This is a genomic window from Dinghuibacter sp. (assembly GCF_035492835.1).
Taxonomy (GTDB): domain Bacteria; phylum Bacteroidota; class Bacteroidia; order Chitinophagales; family Chitinophagaceae; genus Dinghuibacter.
The window spans coordinates 1-16218 of the sequence record NZ_DATJIY010000016.1 but is presented as its reverse complement, the minus strand read 5'-3'; the positions used below and the strand labels follow the sequence as shown (position 1 = coordinate 16218).

12 protein-coding genes are annotated in these 16218 nt (G+C 58.3%); 7 read left to right on the top strand and 5 right to left on the bottom strand.

Features of this window, described 5'->3' with window-relative positions; genetic code table 11:
- Positions 1 to 3: 3 nt before the first annotated feature.
- Positions 4 to 1074 (bottom strand): 1,2-phenylacetyl-CoA epoxidase subunit PaaE, encoded by a 1071-nt coding sequence (gene paaE / locus VL547_RS01700; protein ID WP_325574501.1) that lies wholly within the window; start codon positions 1072 to 1074, stop codon positions 4 to 6.
- 51 nt (positions 1075 to 1125) lie between these two features.
- Positions 1126 to 1695, bottom strand: coding sequence for a TetR/AcrR family transcriptional regulator (locus VL547_RS01695; RefSeq protein ID WP_325574499.1), 570 nt, complete (start codon positions 1693 to 1695; stop codon positions 1126 to 1128).
- A gap of 102 nt (positions 1696 to 1797) precedes the next feature.
- On the opposite strand from VL547_RS01695, the gene VL547_RS01690 reads away from it, so the two are divergent.
- Positions 1798 to 2721, top strand: coding sequence for a PfkB family carbohydrate kinase (locus VL547_RS01690; protein WP_325574497.1), 924 nt, complete (start codon positions 1798 to 1800; stop codon positions 2719 to 2721).
- Positions 2722 to 2899: 178 nt separating this feature from the next.
- Positions 2900 to 3889: an aspartate-semialdehyde dehydrogenase gene (locus tag VL547_RS01685; protein ID WP_325574495.1), complete on the top strand. Its 990-nt coding sequence runs from the start codon at positions 2900 to 2902 to the stop codon at positions 3887 to 3889.
- Positions 3890 to 3903: 14 nt separating this feature from the next.
- Here VL547_RS01685 and VL547_RS01680 read toward each other — a convergent pair whose 3' ends face one another.
- The 3 genes from VL547_RS01680 to ligA form a co-directional block, all read right to left on the bottom strand.
- Positions 3904 to 4581, bottom strand: coding sequence for a DUF2461 domain-containing protein (locus VL547_RS01680; RefSeq protein ID WP_325574493.1), 678 nt, complete (start codon positions 4579 to 4581; stop codon positions 3904 to 3906).
- A gap of 60 nt (positions 4582 to 4641) precedes the next feature.
- Positions 4642 to 5214 carry an HNH endonuclease gene (locus VL547_RS01675; protein ID WP_325574491.1) on the bottom strand — a complete coding sequence of 191 codons (573 nt, stop codon included), beginning with the start codon at positions 5212 to 5214 and terminating at the stop codon, positions 4642 to 4644.
- A gap of 121 nt (positions 5215 to 5335) precedes the next feature.
- On the bottom strand, positions 5336 to 7414 hold the full coding sequence (ligA, locus tag VL547_RS01670) for an NAD-dependent DNA ligase LigA (RefSeq protein WP_325574489.1): 2079 nt from the start codon (positions 7412 to 7414) through the stop codon (positions 5336 to 5338).
- A gap of 112 nt (positions 7415 to 7526) precedes the next feature.
- Here ligA and VL547_RS01665 point away from each other — a divergent pair, with 112 nt between their 5' ends.
- The 5 genes from VL547_RS01665 to VL547_RS01645 form a co-directional block, all read left to right on the top strand.
- On the top strand, positions 7527 to 8264 hold the full coding sequence (locus VL547_RS01665) for an NUDIX hydrolase (protein WP_325574487.1): 738 nt from the start codon (positions 7527 to 7529) through the stop codon (positions 8262 to 8264).
- Positions 8265 to 8443: 179 nt separating this feature from the next.
- The gene (locus VL547_RS01660; protein ID WP_325574485.1) at positions 8444 to 11326 is read left to right on the top strand and encodes an alpha-amylase family glycosyl hydrolase; all 2883 of its coding nucleotides are present in this window, start codon (positions 8444 to 8446) and stop codon (positions 11324 to 11326) included.
- A 66-nt stretch (positions 11327 to 11392) separates the two neighbouring features.
- Positions 11393 to 14407: a TonB-dependent receptor gene (locus VL547_RS01655; protein WP_325574483.1), complete on the top strand. Its 3015-nt coding sequence runs from the start codon at positions 11393 to 11395 to the stop codon at positions 14405 to 14407.
- 10 nt (positions 14408 to 14417) lie between these two features.
- The gene (locus tag VL547_RS01650) at positions 14418 to 15974 is read left to right on the top strand and encodes a RagB/SusD family nutrient uptake outer membrane protein (protein WP_325574481.1); all 1557 of its coding nucleotides are present in this window, start codon (positions 14418 to 14420) and stop codon (positions 15972 to 15974) included.
- Between the two features lie 17 nt (positions 15975 to 15991).
- A partial coding sequence (locus VL547_RS01645) for a hypothetical protein (protein ID WP_325574479.1) occupies positions 15992 to 16218 on the top strand: 227 nt, incomplete at its 3' end.

Below are 16218 nucleotides of genomic sequence, written 5' to 3'. Positions count from 1 at the left end.
ACGCTACTTACTGTCAAAATCGACGGAGACCTCCCCGCTGCGCGGGTGCGCCTGGCAGGTGAGGATGTAGCCGGCGGCGAGCTCGTCTGGCTCGAGGGCGTAGTTGGCGTCCATGACGATCTCGCCCGAAACCAGCCGGGCGCGGCAGGTGCAGCAGACGCCGCCCTTGCAGGCGAAGGGGAGGTCGGCGCCTTCGGCCAGGGCCGCGTCGAGGATGGACGCGCCTTCATAGGGCAGGTCGAAGTCGAACGTGAGGCCATCCAGTCGCAGGTGCACGTGTGACGTCGGACCGGTGGCGGCCGTCGCTACCGCAGTGCCAGCGGAGGTCTTTTGCCCGGGCGTGGTAAAGAGCTCGAAGTGGACCTTCCGGCTTTGTACGCCGCGCGATTCCAGGAAATCCCGGACGCTGAAGATCATGGATTCCGGTCCGCAGATAAAGAACTCGTCGGTGGCGTCGAGGTCGATCAGCGTACCCGCCAGGAGCGCGCACTTCCCGGTGTCGATGCGTCCCTGGAAAAGGGGGATGTCCGTTTTTTCCCGGCTCAGGATATGGATCACCCTGAAGCGCTGGATATATCGGTTTTTGAGGGCTTCCAGGGTTTCCTTGAAGAGGATGCTCCCACGGCCCTTGTTGCCGTAGACCAGGGTGAACTGGCTGCCGGGTTCGGTTTCGAGCGTCGTTTTTATGATCGAAAGGATCGGCGTGATGCCGCTGCCGGCGGCAAAGGCCACGTATTGTTTGTGCGCGTCCGGGTGGAGCTGTGTGAAGAATCGCCCCGACGGCGGGAGGACTTCCAATCGGTCTCCGATCTTTAGCAACTGGTTGGCGTGCGTGGAAAAAACACCCTCCGGCACCTGCTTGACCGCGATGCGCAGCTCGTTTTCGGCGGGCGAGGAACAAATGGAATAAGAACGGCGGACCTCGTCCCCGCCCAGGCGGGCGCGGACCGTGACGTTCTGGCCCTGCGTGAACGCAAAGGCTTGCCGGAGGTGGTCGGGCACGTCAAAAGCTATGGAGACGCAATCGGGGGTCTCGCGGCGGACATCGCGGATAATCAATTCTTCGAAACGCACGGTGATCGGTTTTCAGAAGCACGCCCCGGGCGAATCCCGGCGGCGTCGAGGCTATTTGCGGAGTCCCCCCACGAGGTAATCCACCATATTGTTCTCCACCTCCTGTTCGTTTATGGCTTTGCGGGAGCGGTGCCAGTACTCGATACCGCCGATGGCGGAAAGGAAAGTGATGACGGCTACGTAGGGGTCGATGGGGCGCATTTCGTTGCGGTCGATGCCTTCCTGTACCAGGTCCGCCAGGCGGCGGCGATAGCTGCGGCGCTGGTTGAGGAAGTTGGACAGGTAGGGCTCGGGAAGGTGCTTCCACTCATGATCGGAAACATATACGTGCTCGTACTCTTCCAGCATCATTCGGATGTGGATCCGAATGATGTCCTCCAACTTTTGCAATGTCGTCTTCTGACTCCGTTCCACCGCGTCCATGTGCGTCAAAAACTTATTCGCCACGCCAAAACAGATTTCCTGGAGGATCTCGGATTTTGACTTGATGTGGTTGTACAGGCTTGCCGCCTCGATACCAACCGCTTCGGCCACGGTGCGCATCGAAGCGCCGTTGTAGCCGTACGTACGAAAAAGTTGCGCCGACTGGGCCACGATTTCATCCCTTCTTTTACTGCTCATACCGGAGAAGTTTTATGCAAAGTTTGCTACAAACGTACGTAATTCTATACTACCTTTGGCCGCCTTGGATTTTCACTCGGGGGTATCAATAAAAAAAGTAATATGTCCATCATTGCAGTGGGAAGCATGGCTTTTGACGCCATAGAGACACCTTTTGGAAAAGTAGACCGGATCATAGGCGGGGCCGCGACGTACATTTCCTACGCCGCCAGCAACTTTGTCACCCCGATTCGGGCGGTGTCCATAGTCGGCAATGACTTTCCGGAGTCGGAAATGAACGAGCTGAAGCGTCGCGGTGTTTCCCTGGAAGGCATCGAGGTCGTCAAGGACCAAAAGTCGTTTTTCTGGAGCGGCCGCTACCACCTCGATATGAACACCCGGGATACCCTGGTCACCGACTTGAACGTGATGGCCAACTTCAACCCCGTCATCCCCGAAAGCTACCAGGGCTCCGACTTCCTGATGCTCGGGAATACCCTTCCCAGCCTGCAATCCAGCGTCATCCGCCAGCTGAAAAAGCGTCCCAAGCTGATCGTCCTTGACACAATGAACTTCTGGATCGAATCGATGCCCGCCGAGCTCAGGGAAACGCTGTCGATGGTGGACGTGCTCATGGTCAACGACAGCGAAGCCCGCCAGCTGACCGGAGAATTCTCCATCGTCAAGGCCGCCAGGAAGATCCTCCAGATGGGCCCCTCCCACCTGATCGTCAAAAAAGGCGAGCACGGCGCCTTGCTGTTCCACGAGAACCACGTCTTTTTTGCCCCCGCCCTGCCCCTCGAGGACGTATTCGATCCGACGGGCGCGGGCGATACTTTTGCCGGAGGCTTTCTGGGCTACCTGGCCAAAACGCGCGACATTTCCTTCGAAAATATGAAGACGGCCATCATCATGGGCTCCGCCATGGCCAGCTTCTGCGTCGAGAAATTCGGCCCCGAACGCCTCAAGGAAATCAACCAGCAGGACATCGACCAGCGGGTACAGCAGTTCGTCGAGCTCGTCCAATTCGACATTGATTTGGTGTAGTGGAGATCATCCCCTAATTTTACGCCGCAGATGACAAAAATGATGAAACATATCAAGTGCAGCAAAAAGCGTCCCTCGTCCGGGGAAGGTGTGTAGCACTTTGGTATGAATCGCCAAAAATAAATACAGGCCCTCCCCGAAACGGGAGGGCTTTTTTTTTAGACATCAAAAACTCAAAATGAAAGTCGCCGTTGTGGGTGCCACCGGATTAGTCGGCACCAAAATGTTACAGGTACTGGAAGAACGCAACTTCCCCGTAGATGAGCTGATACCCGTCGCATCCGCCAAAAGCGTGGGTAAGGAAGTCACCTTCAAGGGGAAACCGTATAAGATCGTTTCCGCCGACGACGCCATCGCCGCCAAACCCAACGTGGCCATCTTTTCCGCCGGCGGCAGCACCTCCACGGAATGGGCGCCCAAATTCGCCGCGGCCGGGATCACCGTCATCGACAACTCTTCCGCCTGGCGCATGGACCCCGCCAAAAAGCTGGTGGTGCCCGAAGTCAACGCCGGCGTACTGACGCCTGAGGACAAGATCATCGCCAACCCCAACTGTTCCACGATCCAGATGGTGGTGGCGCTCGAGCCGCTCCATAAGGCCTACAAGATCGAGCGCATCGTCGTCTCCACCTACCAAAGCGTTACCGGCACCGGTGTCAAGGCCGTAACCCAGCTCTTCAACGAGCGCGCTGGCAAGGAAGGCGAGCGCGCCTACGCCTACCCCATCGACCTGAACGTGATCCCTCAGATCGACGTGTTCCTGGACAACGGATATACGAAGGAGGAAATGAAGATGGTCAAGGAGACCTGTAAGATCATGCAGGACGATACCATCCGCGTGACCGCGACGACCGTGCGCATCCCCGTTGTCGGTGGTCATAGCGAGAGCGTCAACGTTGAGTTCGCCCGCGACTTCGACCTGGTCGAAGTTCGCCGGTTGCTGTCGTCCGCCCCCGGCGTCGTCCTTGTCGACGAACCCGCCACCCAGCAATACCCCATGCCGCTCAACGCCCACGAGAAGGACGAGGTCTTTGTAGGACGCCTTCGCCGCGACGAGACCCAGCCCAATACGCTCAACATGTGGATCGTCTCCGACAACCTGCGCAAGGGCGCGGCTACCAACGCGGTGCAGATCGCGGAGTACCTCGCGGGGAAGGGGTGGCTCTAGGCCGCCCCGGGCGACTATTCGTCTTCGTGTTCGATGGCGCGGTTGAGGAAATTTAACAACGGCTGGAGCGCCTCGAACGCTTTTAGCGTATTCTTTACAAGCGCCTTATCGGTGAGCTCCGCGTCGGTGATGGAGCGGATGGCGAGATAGCTTTTCAGCTTGAGATAGTCGGCGGCGGGGTTGTCCTTTTCGTAGCCTTTGGGCATGGTGGAGAGGCTGTACTCGCCTTTCAGGACCTCGCCATACTGAGTGACGAACGACTTGTGGCGGACGATGCGACCGAACTCGTCGAAGCAATAATCGATCTCCTGGCGGATCTTTTTGACCTCGCGGGCCTCGGGCATCCAAAGACCGCCGCCGACAAAGCTGTTGCCGCCGGGTTCCATGTGGAAGTAATAACCGGCGTAGATGGATTTTTTGCCGCCGCGATCGAGGGAGGCGCCCATATTGGTTTTATAGGGCGCTTTGTTTTTGGAAAAACGGATGTCGCGGTTGATCCGGAACAAACAGTCCTTGGCCTTCAACGTGCGCAGGTCCTCGTCCTTGACGGAGTGCTTGTCGAGCAACGTTTGTATGAATGCGGCGAAGTCCGCCTTTGCGGCGTCATAGGCGTCGCGGTGGGCGTCGAACCACGTCTTCTCGTTGTGCTTCTTCAATTGCTTCAGGAACTGAAGCGTCGACGGTTGTAACATAGCCCGCAAAGGTATGCCATTTGGCGAGCCGTGCGGCACGGTCGCGGGTGGCGCGCCGCGCTATTGCACCCCGCTCCAGTTCTCCCCGCTGCGGATGCGGTACAACGTCATCTCGCTGACGCCGTATTTGTCGGCGAGCTGGCGGTAGGTGAACTTGCGCTTGGGATCGGACAGGGTCGCCTTGATGCGTTTTACCTGGGCGACGGTCAGCTTGAGCCCCTTGGAGTGGGCGGCTTTCTCACGCTGGCGTTCCTTGTAGGCGATCTTGTCGGGGCTGTTTTGCTGGTGGCCGCTCATCTCCTCCAGGGTGGCCCACCGGAGGTTCCGGGCGCTGTTGTCCAGTTTGTTGTGGTTCAGGTGGATGACAAAACGGTGGCGGGGTGAAGGTTTCGCGTGGAACAACCGCGCGACTTCCCGATGGATGTAGATGGTCCCCTTATTGCCCGGGCGATGCAGGTTAAGGGTACGGTATCCGGTGGTGATCGAGCCGTTGAGCAGTTGTCCGTCTTCCGTAAGGGAATCCACATAGCTGCAGGCGCGGCCCTGGTTAGAAATGGCGTATTGCTTGCGCATGTCCTTCCACCCGGAAAATTGTAATGGCTTCCAAACTTCGCCTGGGATCTTTTTGATCATAAAGAGATTTTGCGTCTCTAAATATACGAAAGCCTTTTTTCTCCTGCAACAAGACCACGGGGGGTGAAAACACGGGTCCATCGGACAAACGCGGCAAACGGGCACGGGAAACCGAAGCGGATCACGCTGAAACCATTGCCAGGAACTGCTCCTCAGATAAAATACGGATACTGCTGATCTTTTTGGCTTTTTCGAGTTTGGAGCCGGCGTCCTCGCCGACAACCAGGAAGTTCAGCTTGCTGGAGACGCTCCCGAGGATTTTCCCACCATTTTGCTCGACCAGGGCTTCAGCCTCGCTCCGGGTCATACGCAAGAGGGTGCCGGTGAACAAAAAGCTCTGGTCCTGGAGGGCGCCACCCCCGGTCGGGGCAGTGTGCGTAGCCGCCAGGTTAAGACCCAGGCTTTCCAGCTGCGAAAGCATGTGTAGGTTGTCCTTGTTGGCAAAAAACTCGTGTATGCTCCCCGCCACCTTCGGCCCGACGTCTTCCAGCGCCAGCAGCTGTTCCAGGCTGTAGTCCTTGAACTCCATCAGGTGGTGTACGGCCTGGGCCAGGGTCTTGGCCGTCGTTTCGCCCACATACCGGATGCCCAGGGCAAAGATGAGGCGGTGGAGCGGCTGGGTCCGGCTGGCGTCTATCGCGGTTTGGAGGTTGGTCATGGATTTCTTGCCAAAGCCTTCGAGCGAACCTATCTGGTCGAACGGGAGGTTATATATCCCCGGGATGTCTTTGAGCCAGCCCAGCTCGTAGAACCGGCGGACGTTGGCCTCTCCAAGGCTACGGATGTCCATGGCGTCTTTGGAGACGAAGTGGATGATGCGCTCGACTACCTGGGCGGGGCAGTTGATGTTGACGCAGCGCCAGACGGCTTCCCCTTCGGGTTTGTACAAGGGGTCGCCGCACACGGGACAATGGGTGGGAAAGTGGATGACTTCTTCCGAGCCGTCGCGCAATTCCGGCTGGGACTTGACGATATACGGTATGACGTCACCCGCCCTTTCGACGAGTACGGTGTCGCCAAGCCGGAGGTCTTTTTCGCGGACGTTTTCTTCGTTAAAAAGGGAGACCGAGGTAACGGTGACGCCCCCGATAAAAACGGGATCGATCTTTCCCACCGGGGTGATGGCGCCCGTACGGCCTACCTGGAATTCGATTTTGCGCAGCTTGCTGGTGGCCTGCCGCGCCTTAAACTTATAGGCTATGGCCCAACGGGGGTGGTGGGTAGTCATGCCCAGGCGCTCCTGCAACGCCAGGTCGTCCACCTTGATGACCATGCCGTCGATCTCATAGGGAAGGTCGTCGCGCTGCGCTTCGAAAGAGTGACAATAGTCGATGACTCCCTGTATGCTGTCGAAAACCTGCTTTTCCTTCTTGGGGCTGCGGAAACCGAGCTCCCACAACATATCCAGCATGCCGGAATGGGTATGGGGCGCCGTGGCGGCGTCGCCCGTAAAGTAGCTGACGTGATAGAGGAACGCTTCCAGGTTGCGGCGCCCCACTTCCTTGGGGTCCTTCATCCGCAGCGAACCCGCCGCGGCGTTGCGGGGATTGGCCAGGGGCGCGAGGTTTTGCTCTGCCAGCTGGTCGTTGAATTTTTTGAAGCTGGCCTTGTTGATAAGGACTTCTCCCCGTATCTCGACCTGTTGGATGCCATAACGGGAAAACGCCGCGGACAGCGGCACCGAGCGGATCTGGCGGATGTTGACGGTGATGTCGTCCCCGCTGACGCCGTCGCCCCGGGTGGCGCCGCGCGACAGGAGGTCGTGGTCGTAGATCAATGATATACTGGCCCCGTCGAATTTTGGTTCCACGCAATACCGGACCGTGTCGAGCCCGCTGAGCTCCCTGGCTTTACGGTCCCAGTCCAGCAGGTCGTCCGCGTTGTAGGAGTTTTCGAGGGATAACATCGGCACGAGGTGCGCTACCGTCGGGAAGTCCTTGGAGAGCTCCCGGGCGACGCGTTGCGTCGGGGAATCGGGGGTAACCAGCGATGGGTCGGCTGCTTCCAGGTGCTCCAGGGACTTGTACAACCGGTCATACTCCACATCCGCCACCAGCGGGTCGTTGAGGACATAATAACGGTTCTCGTGGAAGCGAAGGACCTGCCGGAGGTCCTCGATGCGGTCCGCGGAAATTTTCCCGGCCTCGGCCAGGGGCAATAACTCTTTTGTTAACTCGGTGTAATACTTGATGTTATCCATTGCGGTGTGGTGTTCTCGCGCCGTAAAAATAGCGCGACAAGACGGCCTAAAATTTTAATGTGTATTTTTTACACGGTTTATTTTTTATAGATTCGCTGCCGAACGTTTGCTTATGAACAGGAGCTTGCCACCACTGACCGGGCGGGGGGAACTGATCCAGGACGCTGTCCAATTGGTCGCCGCCTACCCAAAAACCGCGCTTACCGTCGACTGCGTCATATTTGGCTTTGAAGAGAACGAGCTGAAGGTTTTGCTCATCCGGAGCGACCTCCAGGCCTACAAAGGACTTTGGACCCTGCTGGGGGACGTCGTCAACGAAAGCGAGGACCTGAACGAGGCCGCCTACCGGGTGCTCCGGGAACGGACCGGACTGAACGACATTTTCCTGGAGCAGGTCCAGAGTTTTAGCGCCCCGGGGCGCCACCCCGGCGGCCGCGTGACCACGGTTGCCTATTATTCCCTGATCAACGTCCGGCACCATAAGCTCCGGAAGCTGGACAACGAAGTGCACTGGCACAACCTGGAGTCCATCGAGGCCATGGGTTTCGACCACAAGGACATCCTGGACGTCTGTCACCAGCGGTTGCAGCGCCGGGTACAGGAACATCCCCTGGGATTCAACCTGCTTCCGGATAAGTTTTCGCTCCGGGAGCTTCAGAATCTCTACGAAGCCATCCTGGACATCAAGCTCGACCGGCGGAATTTCCGGAAAAAGTTCTTTTCGATGGACTTCCTGATCGACACGGAAGAGTACGAGGTGGATGTCCCGCACCGGCCGGGCAAACTATACAAGTTCAATTTTCAGAAGTACCAGCGAAACCAGAAGAAATGGTTCGGGATCGATTTTTAGACGCCAGGCGCCAACCTTCGGACGCGCCCGGATCGCGGGCCGGGGTAGCTGCCAACGGCCGCCGGATGCGGGCCGCAAAATATTTTTTTATATTGTGTAAAAAATACACATTTTTGTATCCGATTGTAGCTTGCTATATGCCCAAAATGTACTTCAATGCTTGTGAGACATGGCGAAACGTGAAACGAACGTTCGCAAGCGTTTTGCTGTTATTATGCGGCGCGTTCACCACGCAAGCCCAACTCCTGACCGAGACGCCTTCCTTCCCCACCGATACCAGTACCGTTACCATCACCGTGGATTGCACGCTGGGGAACCAGGGGTTGCTCAATTATACGCCGACCACGGATGTGTATGTGCACATCGGGCTTATCACCAGCGCAAGCGCCAACAGCGGCGATTGGAAGTACGCCCCATTCACCTGGGGCACGACGAACGCCGCGGCACAGGCCACCTACATCGGGAACAATAAGTATACCTACACCATCCACAACATCCGCTCCTTTTTCGGCGTGCCGGCGGGCGAAACGATCTACCAGGTCGCGATCCTTTTCCGCAATGGGAGCGGAAGCCAGGCGCAACGTAACAGTAGCGGCGACGATATGTACCAGCCGGTGTACGGCGCCGCCCTGGCGGGTAAGTTCAGCGCCCCGCCGTTCCAACCGGAGTACACGCCCGTGCTTCAGCCGATCAGCCCGACCGTCGGCAGCCAGATACCGGTAACGTTCATCACCAACGGCTCCGCCGCCCTCCAAATAGAATATAACGGCACTACCGTCGCCACCCAGGCCAGCGGCACGAGCGTCAGCGACAACATCACGATCGGCGCGCCCGGCGCCCAGCAAATCATCGCGAGCGCGACCAATGGCGGCTCCAGCATAGCCGATACCATCAATTTCTTCGTCTCCGGCGCCACTACCATCGCGCCGCTCCCAGCGGGTGCAAAGGAAGGCATTAACTACCTCCCCGGCGACACATCGGCGTTGCTGGTGCTCTACGCGCCGCTCAAACACAAGGTGGTCGTGGTGGGCGACTTCAACAACTGGATACAGGGGACCGCCTACCAGATGAACGAAACACCCGACAGCAGCTACTACTGGCTCCAGATAAACGGGCTGAAATCCGGTACGGAATACGCCTACCAGTACGTGATCGACGATTCACTCCAGCTGTCAGACTACAATACCGAAAAGGTCCTCGACAAAAGCGTCGACCCGGGCATCCCGGCGAGCACCTATCCCGGCCTCAAGACCTTCCCGGCGGGGGCGAAGGGGACACTGGCGAGCGTGCTTCAGACGGGGCAGACGCCATACACCTGGCAGGTGACGAACTTCCAGCGGCCCGACAAGAAAGGGCTCATGATCTACGAGCTCTGGCTGGCGGACTTTACCAGCGCCGGTAACTGGCAGAGCCTGATCGACACCCTCGGGTACCTCAAACGGCTGGGCGTAAACGCCGTGGAAGTGGAGCCCGTCTGCAACTTCGAGGGCTCGCTCAGCTGGGGATACAACCCCAACTTCTATTTCGCGCCCGACAAGGTCTATGGGACCGCTACGGACTTCAAACGATTTATCGACGCCTGTCACGCGCAGGGCATGGCGGTGATCATGGACATGGTGATGAACCATTCTTTTGGCAGCTCCCCCATGGTGCAGATGTATTGGAACAGCGCGCTCCAGATACCGGCGGCAAACAGCCCCTGGTTCAACCAATACCCCACCCACGCGGACAACGTGGGCTACCAGTTCAACCACGAGAGCCCGGCGACCATCGCCTTTACCAAAAGGGTGCTGTCGTACTGGCTGACCAACTACCACATCGACGGTTATCGCTGGGACCTGGCCAAGGGCTTTACCCAGACGAGGACCTGCGACGCCACGGGGAATAACTGCGACGTCAACGCCTGGGGCGTATACGACTCCAGCCGTGTCCGCACCTGGGATACGATCAATAACCAGATGCAGGCCGCGTCGTCCGGAAGCTATTGCATCCTCGAAATGTTCGCGGCCAACAACGAACAGATCGCCGAGACGAACGCCGGTATGATGGTATGGCAGAACATGAACTACAACTACAACCAGGCTACCATGGGCTATAGCACGGGCTGGGATTTGAGCGGCGGCATCTACAGCGCCCTGAACTACCCCAACCCGGGTCTGGTCGTTTACCAGGAAAGTCATGACGAAGAGCGGCTCCAGTACCAGAACGAAACGTATGGCAACGGCAGCGGTTCCTACAATGTAAAGGATACCGCGACCGGTCTCAAACGTTGCGCGGCCGCCACCTGCTTCTGGGCAATGACACCCGGCCCGAAGATGCTGACCGAATTCGGGGAGCTGGGTTTCGACTATTCGATCAACTGGTGCACCAATAATACCGTCGATCCCACGGGCGGCTGCCGGCTCACCCCGAAGCCGATCGTGTGGAATTATCTCCAGGATACCAGCCGTAAAAAGCTGCACGACGTGTATGCCGCTATGATGCAGCTCCGGGGTAAGTACAGCGACCTGGCAACGGCGAGCTGCACCTATTCATTGGCCAGCAACTTCAAGACTTTGCAACTCGCCGCTCCCGACCTGAGCGTGGTGGTCGTCGGTAATTTCGACGTCACCGCTGTCACGGGCAGCGTTGCCTTTCCTACCGAAGCTACCTGGTACGAATACTTTACCGGGAGCACGATCCAAGCCACGGGCTCGCCCCAATCCCTCACCCTGCAGCCCGGCGAATACCGGGTCTACCTGAACCAGAACCTGTCCCTGACCACGCCCGTCACGAGCGTGTCGAACCGGGACGACAGCCTGCTGGTAAAGGTGGTCCCCGATCCCGCGGTCAGCGATGCCCAGGTGCAGTACACCATTCCCCGCGCGGGCAATGCGACCTTATCCGTGTTCAGCATGACCGGCCAGCAGCTGGGCGTGCTCAACCTTGGTTACCTCACTCCGCACAGCGAACAGGTAGCGCTGGCGTCCATTACCGGCAGTGCCTTCCTGGCGCCCGGCGTATACTGGGTCAGGCTCGGCGTGGGCGACCGGTATAACATCTGTCCGTTTGTGAAACAATAACACCTTGTAGCACCTTCCGTTCCTGAAAACTCGAAAAGTTTAGATCACACAAGAAAACTGTTTATTATGAAATGGAGACAACTGTTAACGATTTGTGTCTTGCCATGTCTACTGCTGCTTGCCGCGCCCGCACTGGCACAGAACCGGACGGTCACGGGTAAGGTAACGGATGCGACCGGGGCTCCCCTCGCAGGGGCATCCGTCGTCGTCAAAGGAAGCAAAAGAGGCGCCGTCACCGACGCCAACGGAAAGTTTACCCTCCAGGTGCCGGTGGCCGCAACCACGGTGGTCATCTCCTGGGTAGGGTACAGAACGCAGGAGGTCGCCATCGGTGACGGGGCGCCCCTGGACATCTCCCTCCAACCCGGCGCCAACGCCAACCTCAACGAGGTGGTGGTGATCGGCTACGGGGCCGTGCAAAAGAAAGACCTCACGGGCGCTGTTTCCAGCGTCAACGCGAAGGACTTCCAGCAAGGGGCGATCACCAGCGCCGACCAGCTCATCCAGGGCAAGGTCGCGGGGGTGGCCATCACCACCAACGGCGGCCAGCCGGGCAACTCCAGCACTATCCGCATCCGCGGCCTGGCGTCCCTGAACGGCAACCAGGACCCGCTCTACGTCATCGACGGGGTGGAGCTGCCGCCCATGAAAAAGCTCGACGGTACGTCCAGTGTCTCCGGTACGGCCAACCCGCTCTCGTTGATGAACCCGGACGACATCGAGAATATCACCATCCTCAAGGACGCATCGGCCGAAGCCATCTACGGCTCCCGCGGCGCGGCCGGTGTCATCATCATTACGACCAAAAAGGGCCGGGGCGGTAAGCCGGTCTTCAACTTCAATACGCAGCTGACCGTGGGCACCGTGGCCAAAAGGGTCCAGGTGCTGTCGGCGTCGCAATACCGCGCCTTCGCGGCCAAGGACCTGGAAACGACTCCCGGGGACACGATCTATACCGACCTCATGGGCAGCGCCAGCACCGATTGGCAGAAACAAATCTACCAAACGGCCGTCACCACCAACGACAACCTCAGCGTGAGCGGGGTGGCCAAACACCTTCCCTACCATCTGTCGCTGGGTTACCACGACGAGCAGGGCATCCTGAAGACCGACAAACTGCAACGCGGTACCGTCGGTATCCACCTGACGCCGAGTTTCCTCCACAACCACCTGAAGGTGGAATTGAACTTGAACGGTTCGCTGAGCAAGTCCCGGTTTGCCAACCAGGGCGCGATCGGCGACGCCATCTCTTTCGACCCGACACAGCCGGTGTATCAACCGGGGAACAAGTTTGGCGGTTACTGGCAGTGGACGGACAAGACCGGGACATTTATACCCCTGGCGACGCAAAACCCCGTAGCGCTGCTGGAACAATACAATTCAACGGGATACTCCTCCAGCAGCATCGGCAACCTACACCTCAACTACGAAGTGCCGGGTGTCGACGGCTTGCATGCGATCGCTGACTGGGGCTATGACGTCGCCAACGGGCACGGTACGGTAGTCATACCGCCCAACGCCGCCCAGGCGATCAATAATTCCCCCGGTCCCGGCCAATGGCAACAGTACAAGCAAAACAACACGTACGTGTCGGTGAACTATGGGTTTAACTATATCCGCGATTTCAAGGCCATCAAGAGCAACCTCAACGCGATGGCCACCTACAGCTATACGAACAACCTCATCACGACCTATAACTATGCGAACTTCGACGCCGCGCACGACACCATCAGCGGTTCGGCGCCGACGTATCTGACCAGTCCCACCGAGAACACCCTGATCTCCTACCTCGGCCGGGTAATCTATACTTACGACCAGAAATACATCCTCACCGCTACCCTCCGCGACGACGGGTCTTCCCGTTTCAGCCCGGCGAACCGCTGGGGCCTGTTCCCGTCGGCGGCCCTGGCCTGGAGGGTCAGCCAGGAAGACTTCCTGAAGAACACGCGTTGGCTGACCGACCTGAAGATACGGGGCAGCTACGGCGTCACGGGTAACCAGGACGGTATCCCGAACTACGAGTACATCCCTACGTATTCCCTTGGAACCAACAACTCCCTTTATCAGTTCGGGGACAAATTCTACCCCTTGTATTCACCCGCCGCGTATTTCCCCAACCTGCGCTGGGAAACGACCAAGTCCACCAACATCGGTATCGACTACGGTCTGTTCAACAACCGGATCAGCGGTAGTATCGAATACTATTATAAGAATATCTCGAACCTGCTGAACAGCATCTACATCCCGGTAGGCTCCAACTTCACCAACCTGGCCCCCTACATCAACATCGGCAGCATGGTAGACCACGGCGTGGAGCTCACGGTCAACGCTACCCCGATCAAGGGTAAGAACTTCACCTGGGACCTGAGCTATAATTTCACCTACCTCAAGAACAGGATCACAAAGCTGACCAACCAGGACCAAAGCGCGTCCTTCGTGGGCGACCAGGTCGGGGGCATCGGCGGCGGCACCGGGAACGATATCCAGGTACAGACCGTAGGGTATACCGCCAATTCCTTCTTCGTCCTCCAACAGATCTACGGGAAGAACGGTAAGCCCATCGAAGGCCTGTATGCCGACCGCGACCGTAACGGCACCGTCAGCTATCCGGCCGACGCCTACCGGTACAAGAGCCCCTTCGCCCCGGTGACGATGGGCTTCAGCTCCACCTTCAACTATATGCGTTGGAGCCTGACCCTGGTCACCCGCGCCAGCATCGGGAACTACGTATATAACAACATCAACTCCGGGTTAGGCGCCACTAAGTACATCCTCCACAACGGCCTCGGTTACTTGTCCAACGCGACCACGGACATATACAACTCTGGTTTTGTAAACCCACAGTACTTCTCCGATTACTATGTCCAGAACGCATCTTTCTTCAAGCTGGACAACCTGGGCATCGGTTATAACGTAGGTAATCTGAACAGCCACGTGAGCCTCCGGTTGAACGCCAACTGCCAGAACGTATTTGTGATCACCAAGTACACCGGTGTGGATCCGGAGGTCTACAACGGTATCGACAACAACCTGTACCCCCGCCCGAGGAACTTTACCATCGGCGCCAGTCTCAACTTCTAAAAAAACGTATATGAAAAGATATTTTCTAACGATAGCGGCCGGCCTGGGGATGTTCTCCGTTTCCCTGGTGTCTTGCACCGGAAAGCTCAACAGGCAACCGGCCAATACGACCACCGGCTCCAACGTGTTCAGCACGCCGGCCGGCGCCAAGGAAGCCCTGGCCAAGGTGTATGGCGCCTTCGCCCTTACGTCGAGCACCGGTCCCTCGAACGGGGACCTGGGCGGTATCGACGCCGGTACCTCGGACTTCATCCGGTTGCTTTGGGACGCCAGCGAGCTTAGTACGGACGAGGCGGTCTGCGCCTGGAACGACCCGGGCGTACCGGATTTCCATAACCTGAACTGGAATTCCTCCAACGTCATCCTGCTCGGGTTGTACGCCCGTACCATTTACCAGGTGACGGTGGCCAATGCCTTTATCCAGAACGCAGCCGGCGCGAATTTCACCGGTTCCGACAAGACCGATCTCGGGCACTATGTCGCGGAGGCGAGGTTCCTCAGGGCCTTCGACTACGCCGAGATGATGGACCTTTTTGGCAATTCGCCCTTTATCACAGACAAGGATCCCGTCGGCACCGTCCCCACGTATATCAAACGCGCTGACCTTTTCACCTATGTGGAGTCCGAGCTGAAGAGCCTGGACAGCGCCGGCGCCCTGGTGGCCGCCCGCCAGAACGAATACGCCCGTGCCGACCAGGCCTGCGTATGGGCGTTGCTGGCGCGCATCTACCTCAACGCCGAAGTATACACCGGGACCGCGCGGTATACCGATGCCATCACCTATGCCCTCAAAGTCATCAACGCCGGTTATACGCTGGATACATCCTACAGCAACCTGTTCCGGGCGGACAACAACGTGAACAACCCCGAACAGATATTTTCCATCGCGTATGACGGCGTGAATACGCAGAACTACGGAGGCACGACCTTTATCATCAACGCCGCCATCGGCGGGTCGATGAAACCCGCGAACTACGGTGTACCCGGCGGCGGCTGGGGCGGTAACCGGGTTACGTCGAACCTGCCCAACCTGTTCCAGAGCGGCGATAAACGCGCCTTGTTTTACACCAGCGGACAGACGGAAGCCATCGCCGACATCGGTACGTTTACCAATGGCTACGCCACCGTCAAGTGGCAGAACCTGACATCCACGGGGGCAACACCGGCCGGCGCGTCTACGTTCTGCAGCACCGACTTCCCACTGTTCCGTTTGGCAGAGCAATACATGATCTACGCGGAAGCCGTCCTCCGGGGCGGGAGCGGCGGAGATGCCACCACGGCCCTTGGCTATGTCAATGCCCTCCGCACGCGGGGTGGCGTAACGCCCTACACCGCGCTCACCCTCCAGGACATCCTTGACGAACGGGGCATGGAGTTCTACTGGGAATGCCAAAGGCGTTCCGACCTGATCCGGTTCGGCGTCTTTACGTCCGGCAGCTATCTCTGGCCCTGGAAGGGTGGGGTTAGCTCCGGTACGGGCGTGGACAGCCACTTCAACCTTTTCCCCCTGCCGGCCACAGACCTCAATACCAATCCCAACCTACAACAGAACCTAGGGTATAATTAATCTTCAAACGCTCTGTTATGAAAAGTCAATTCATCAAAATATCGCTGCTCGCGGGTTTGGGACTGGGGCTCTGGTCCTCCTGTAAGAAGGACTACAGCGAGATCACGTATACCGGCGGTACCGCGCCCGTGCTGACGGCTTCGGTATCCGACTCCATCCCCCTGCCGCTGACGGACACGACCGGGAATGCGGTCACGTTCTTCTGGACGAACCCGAACTATATGTTCTCCAATGGGCCGAGCTC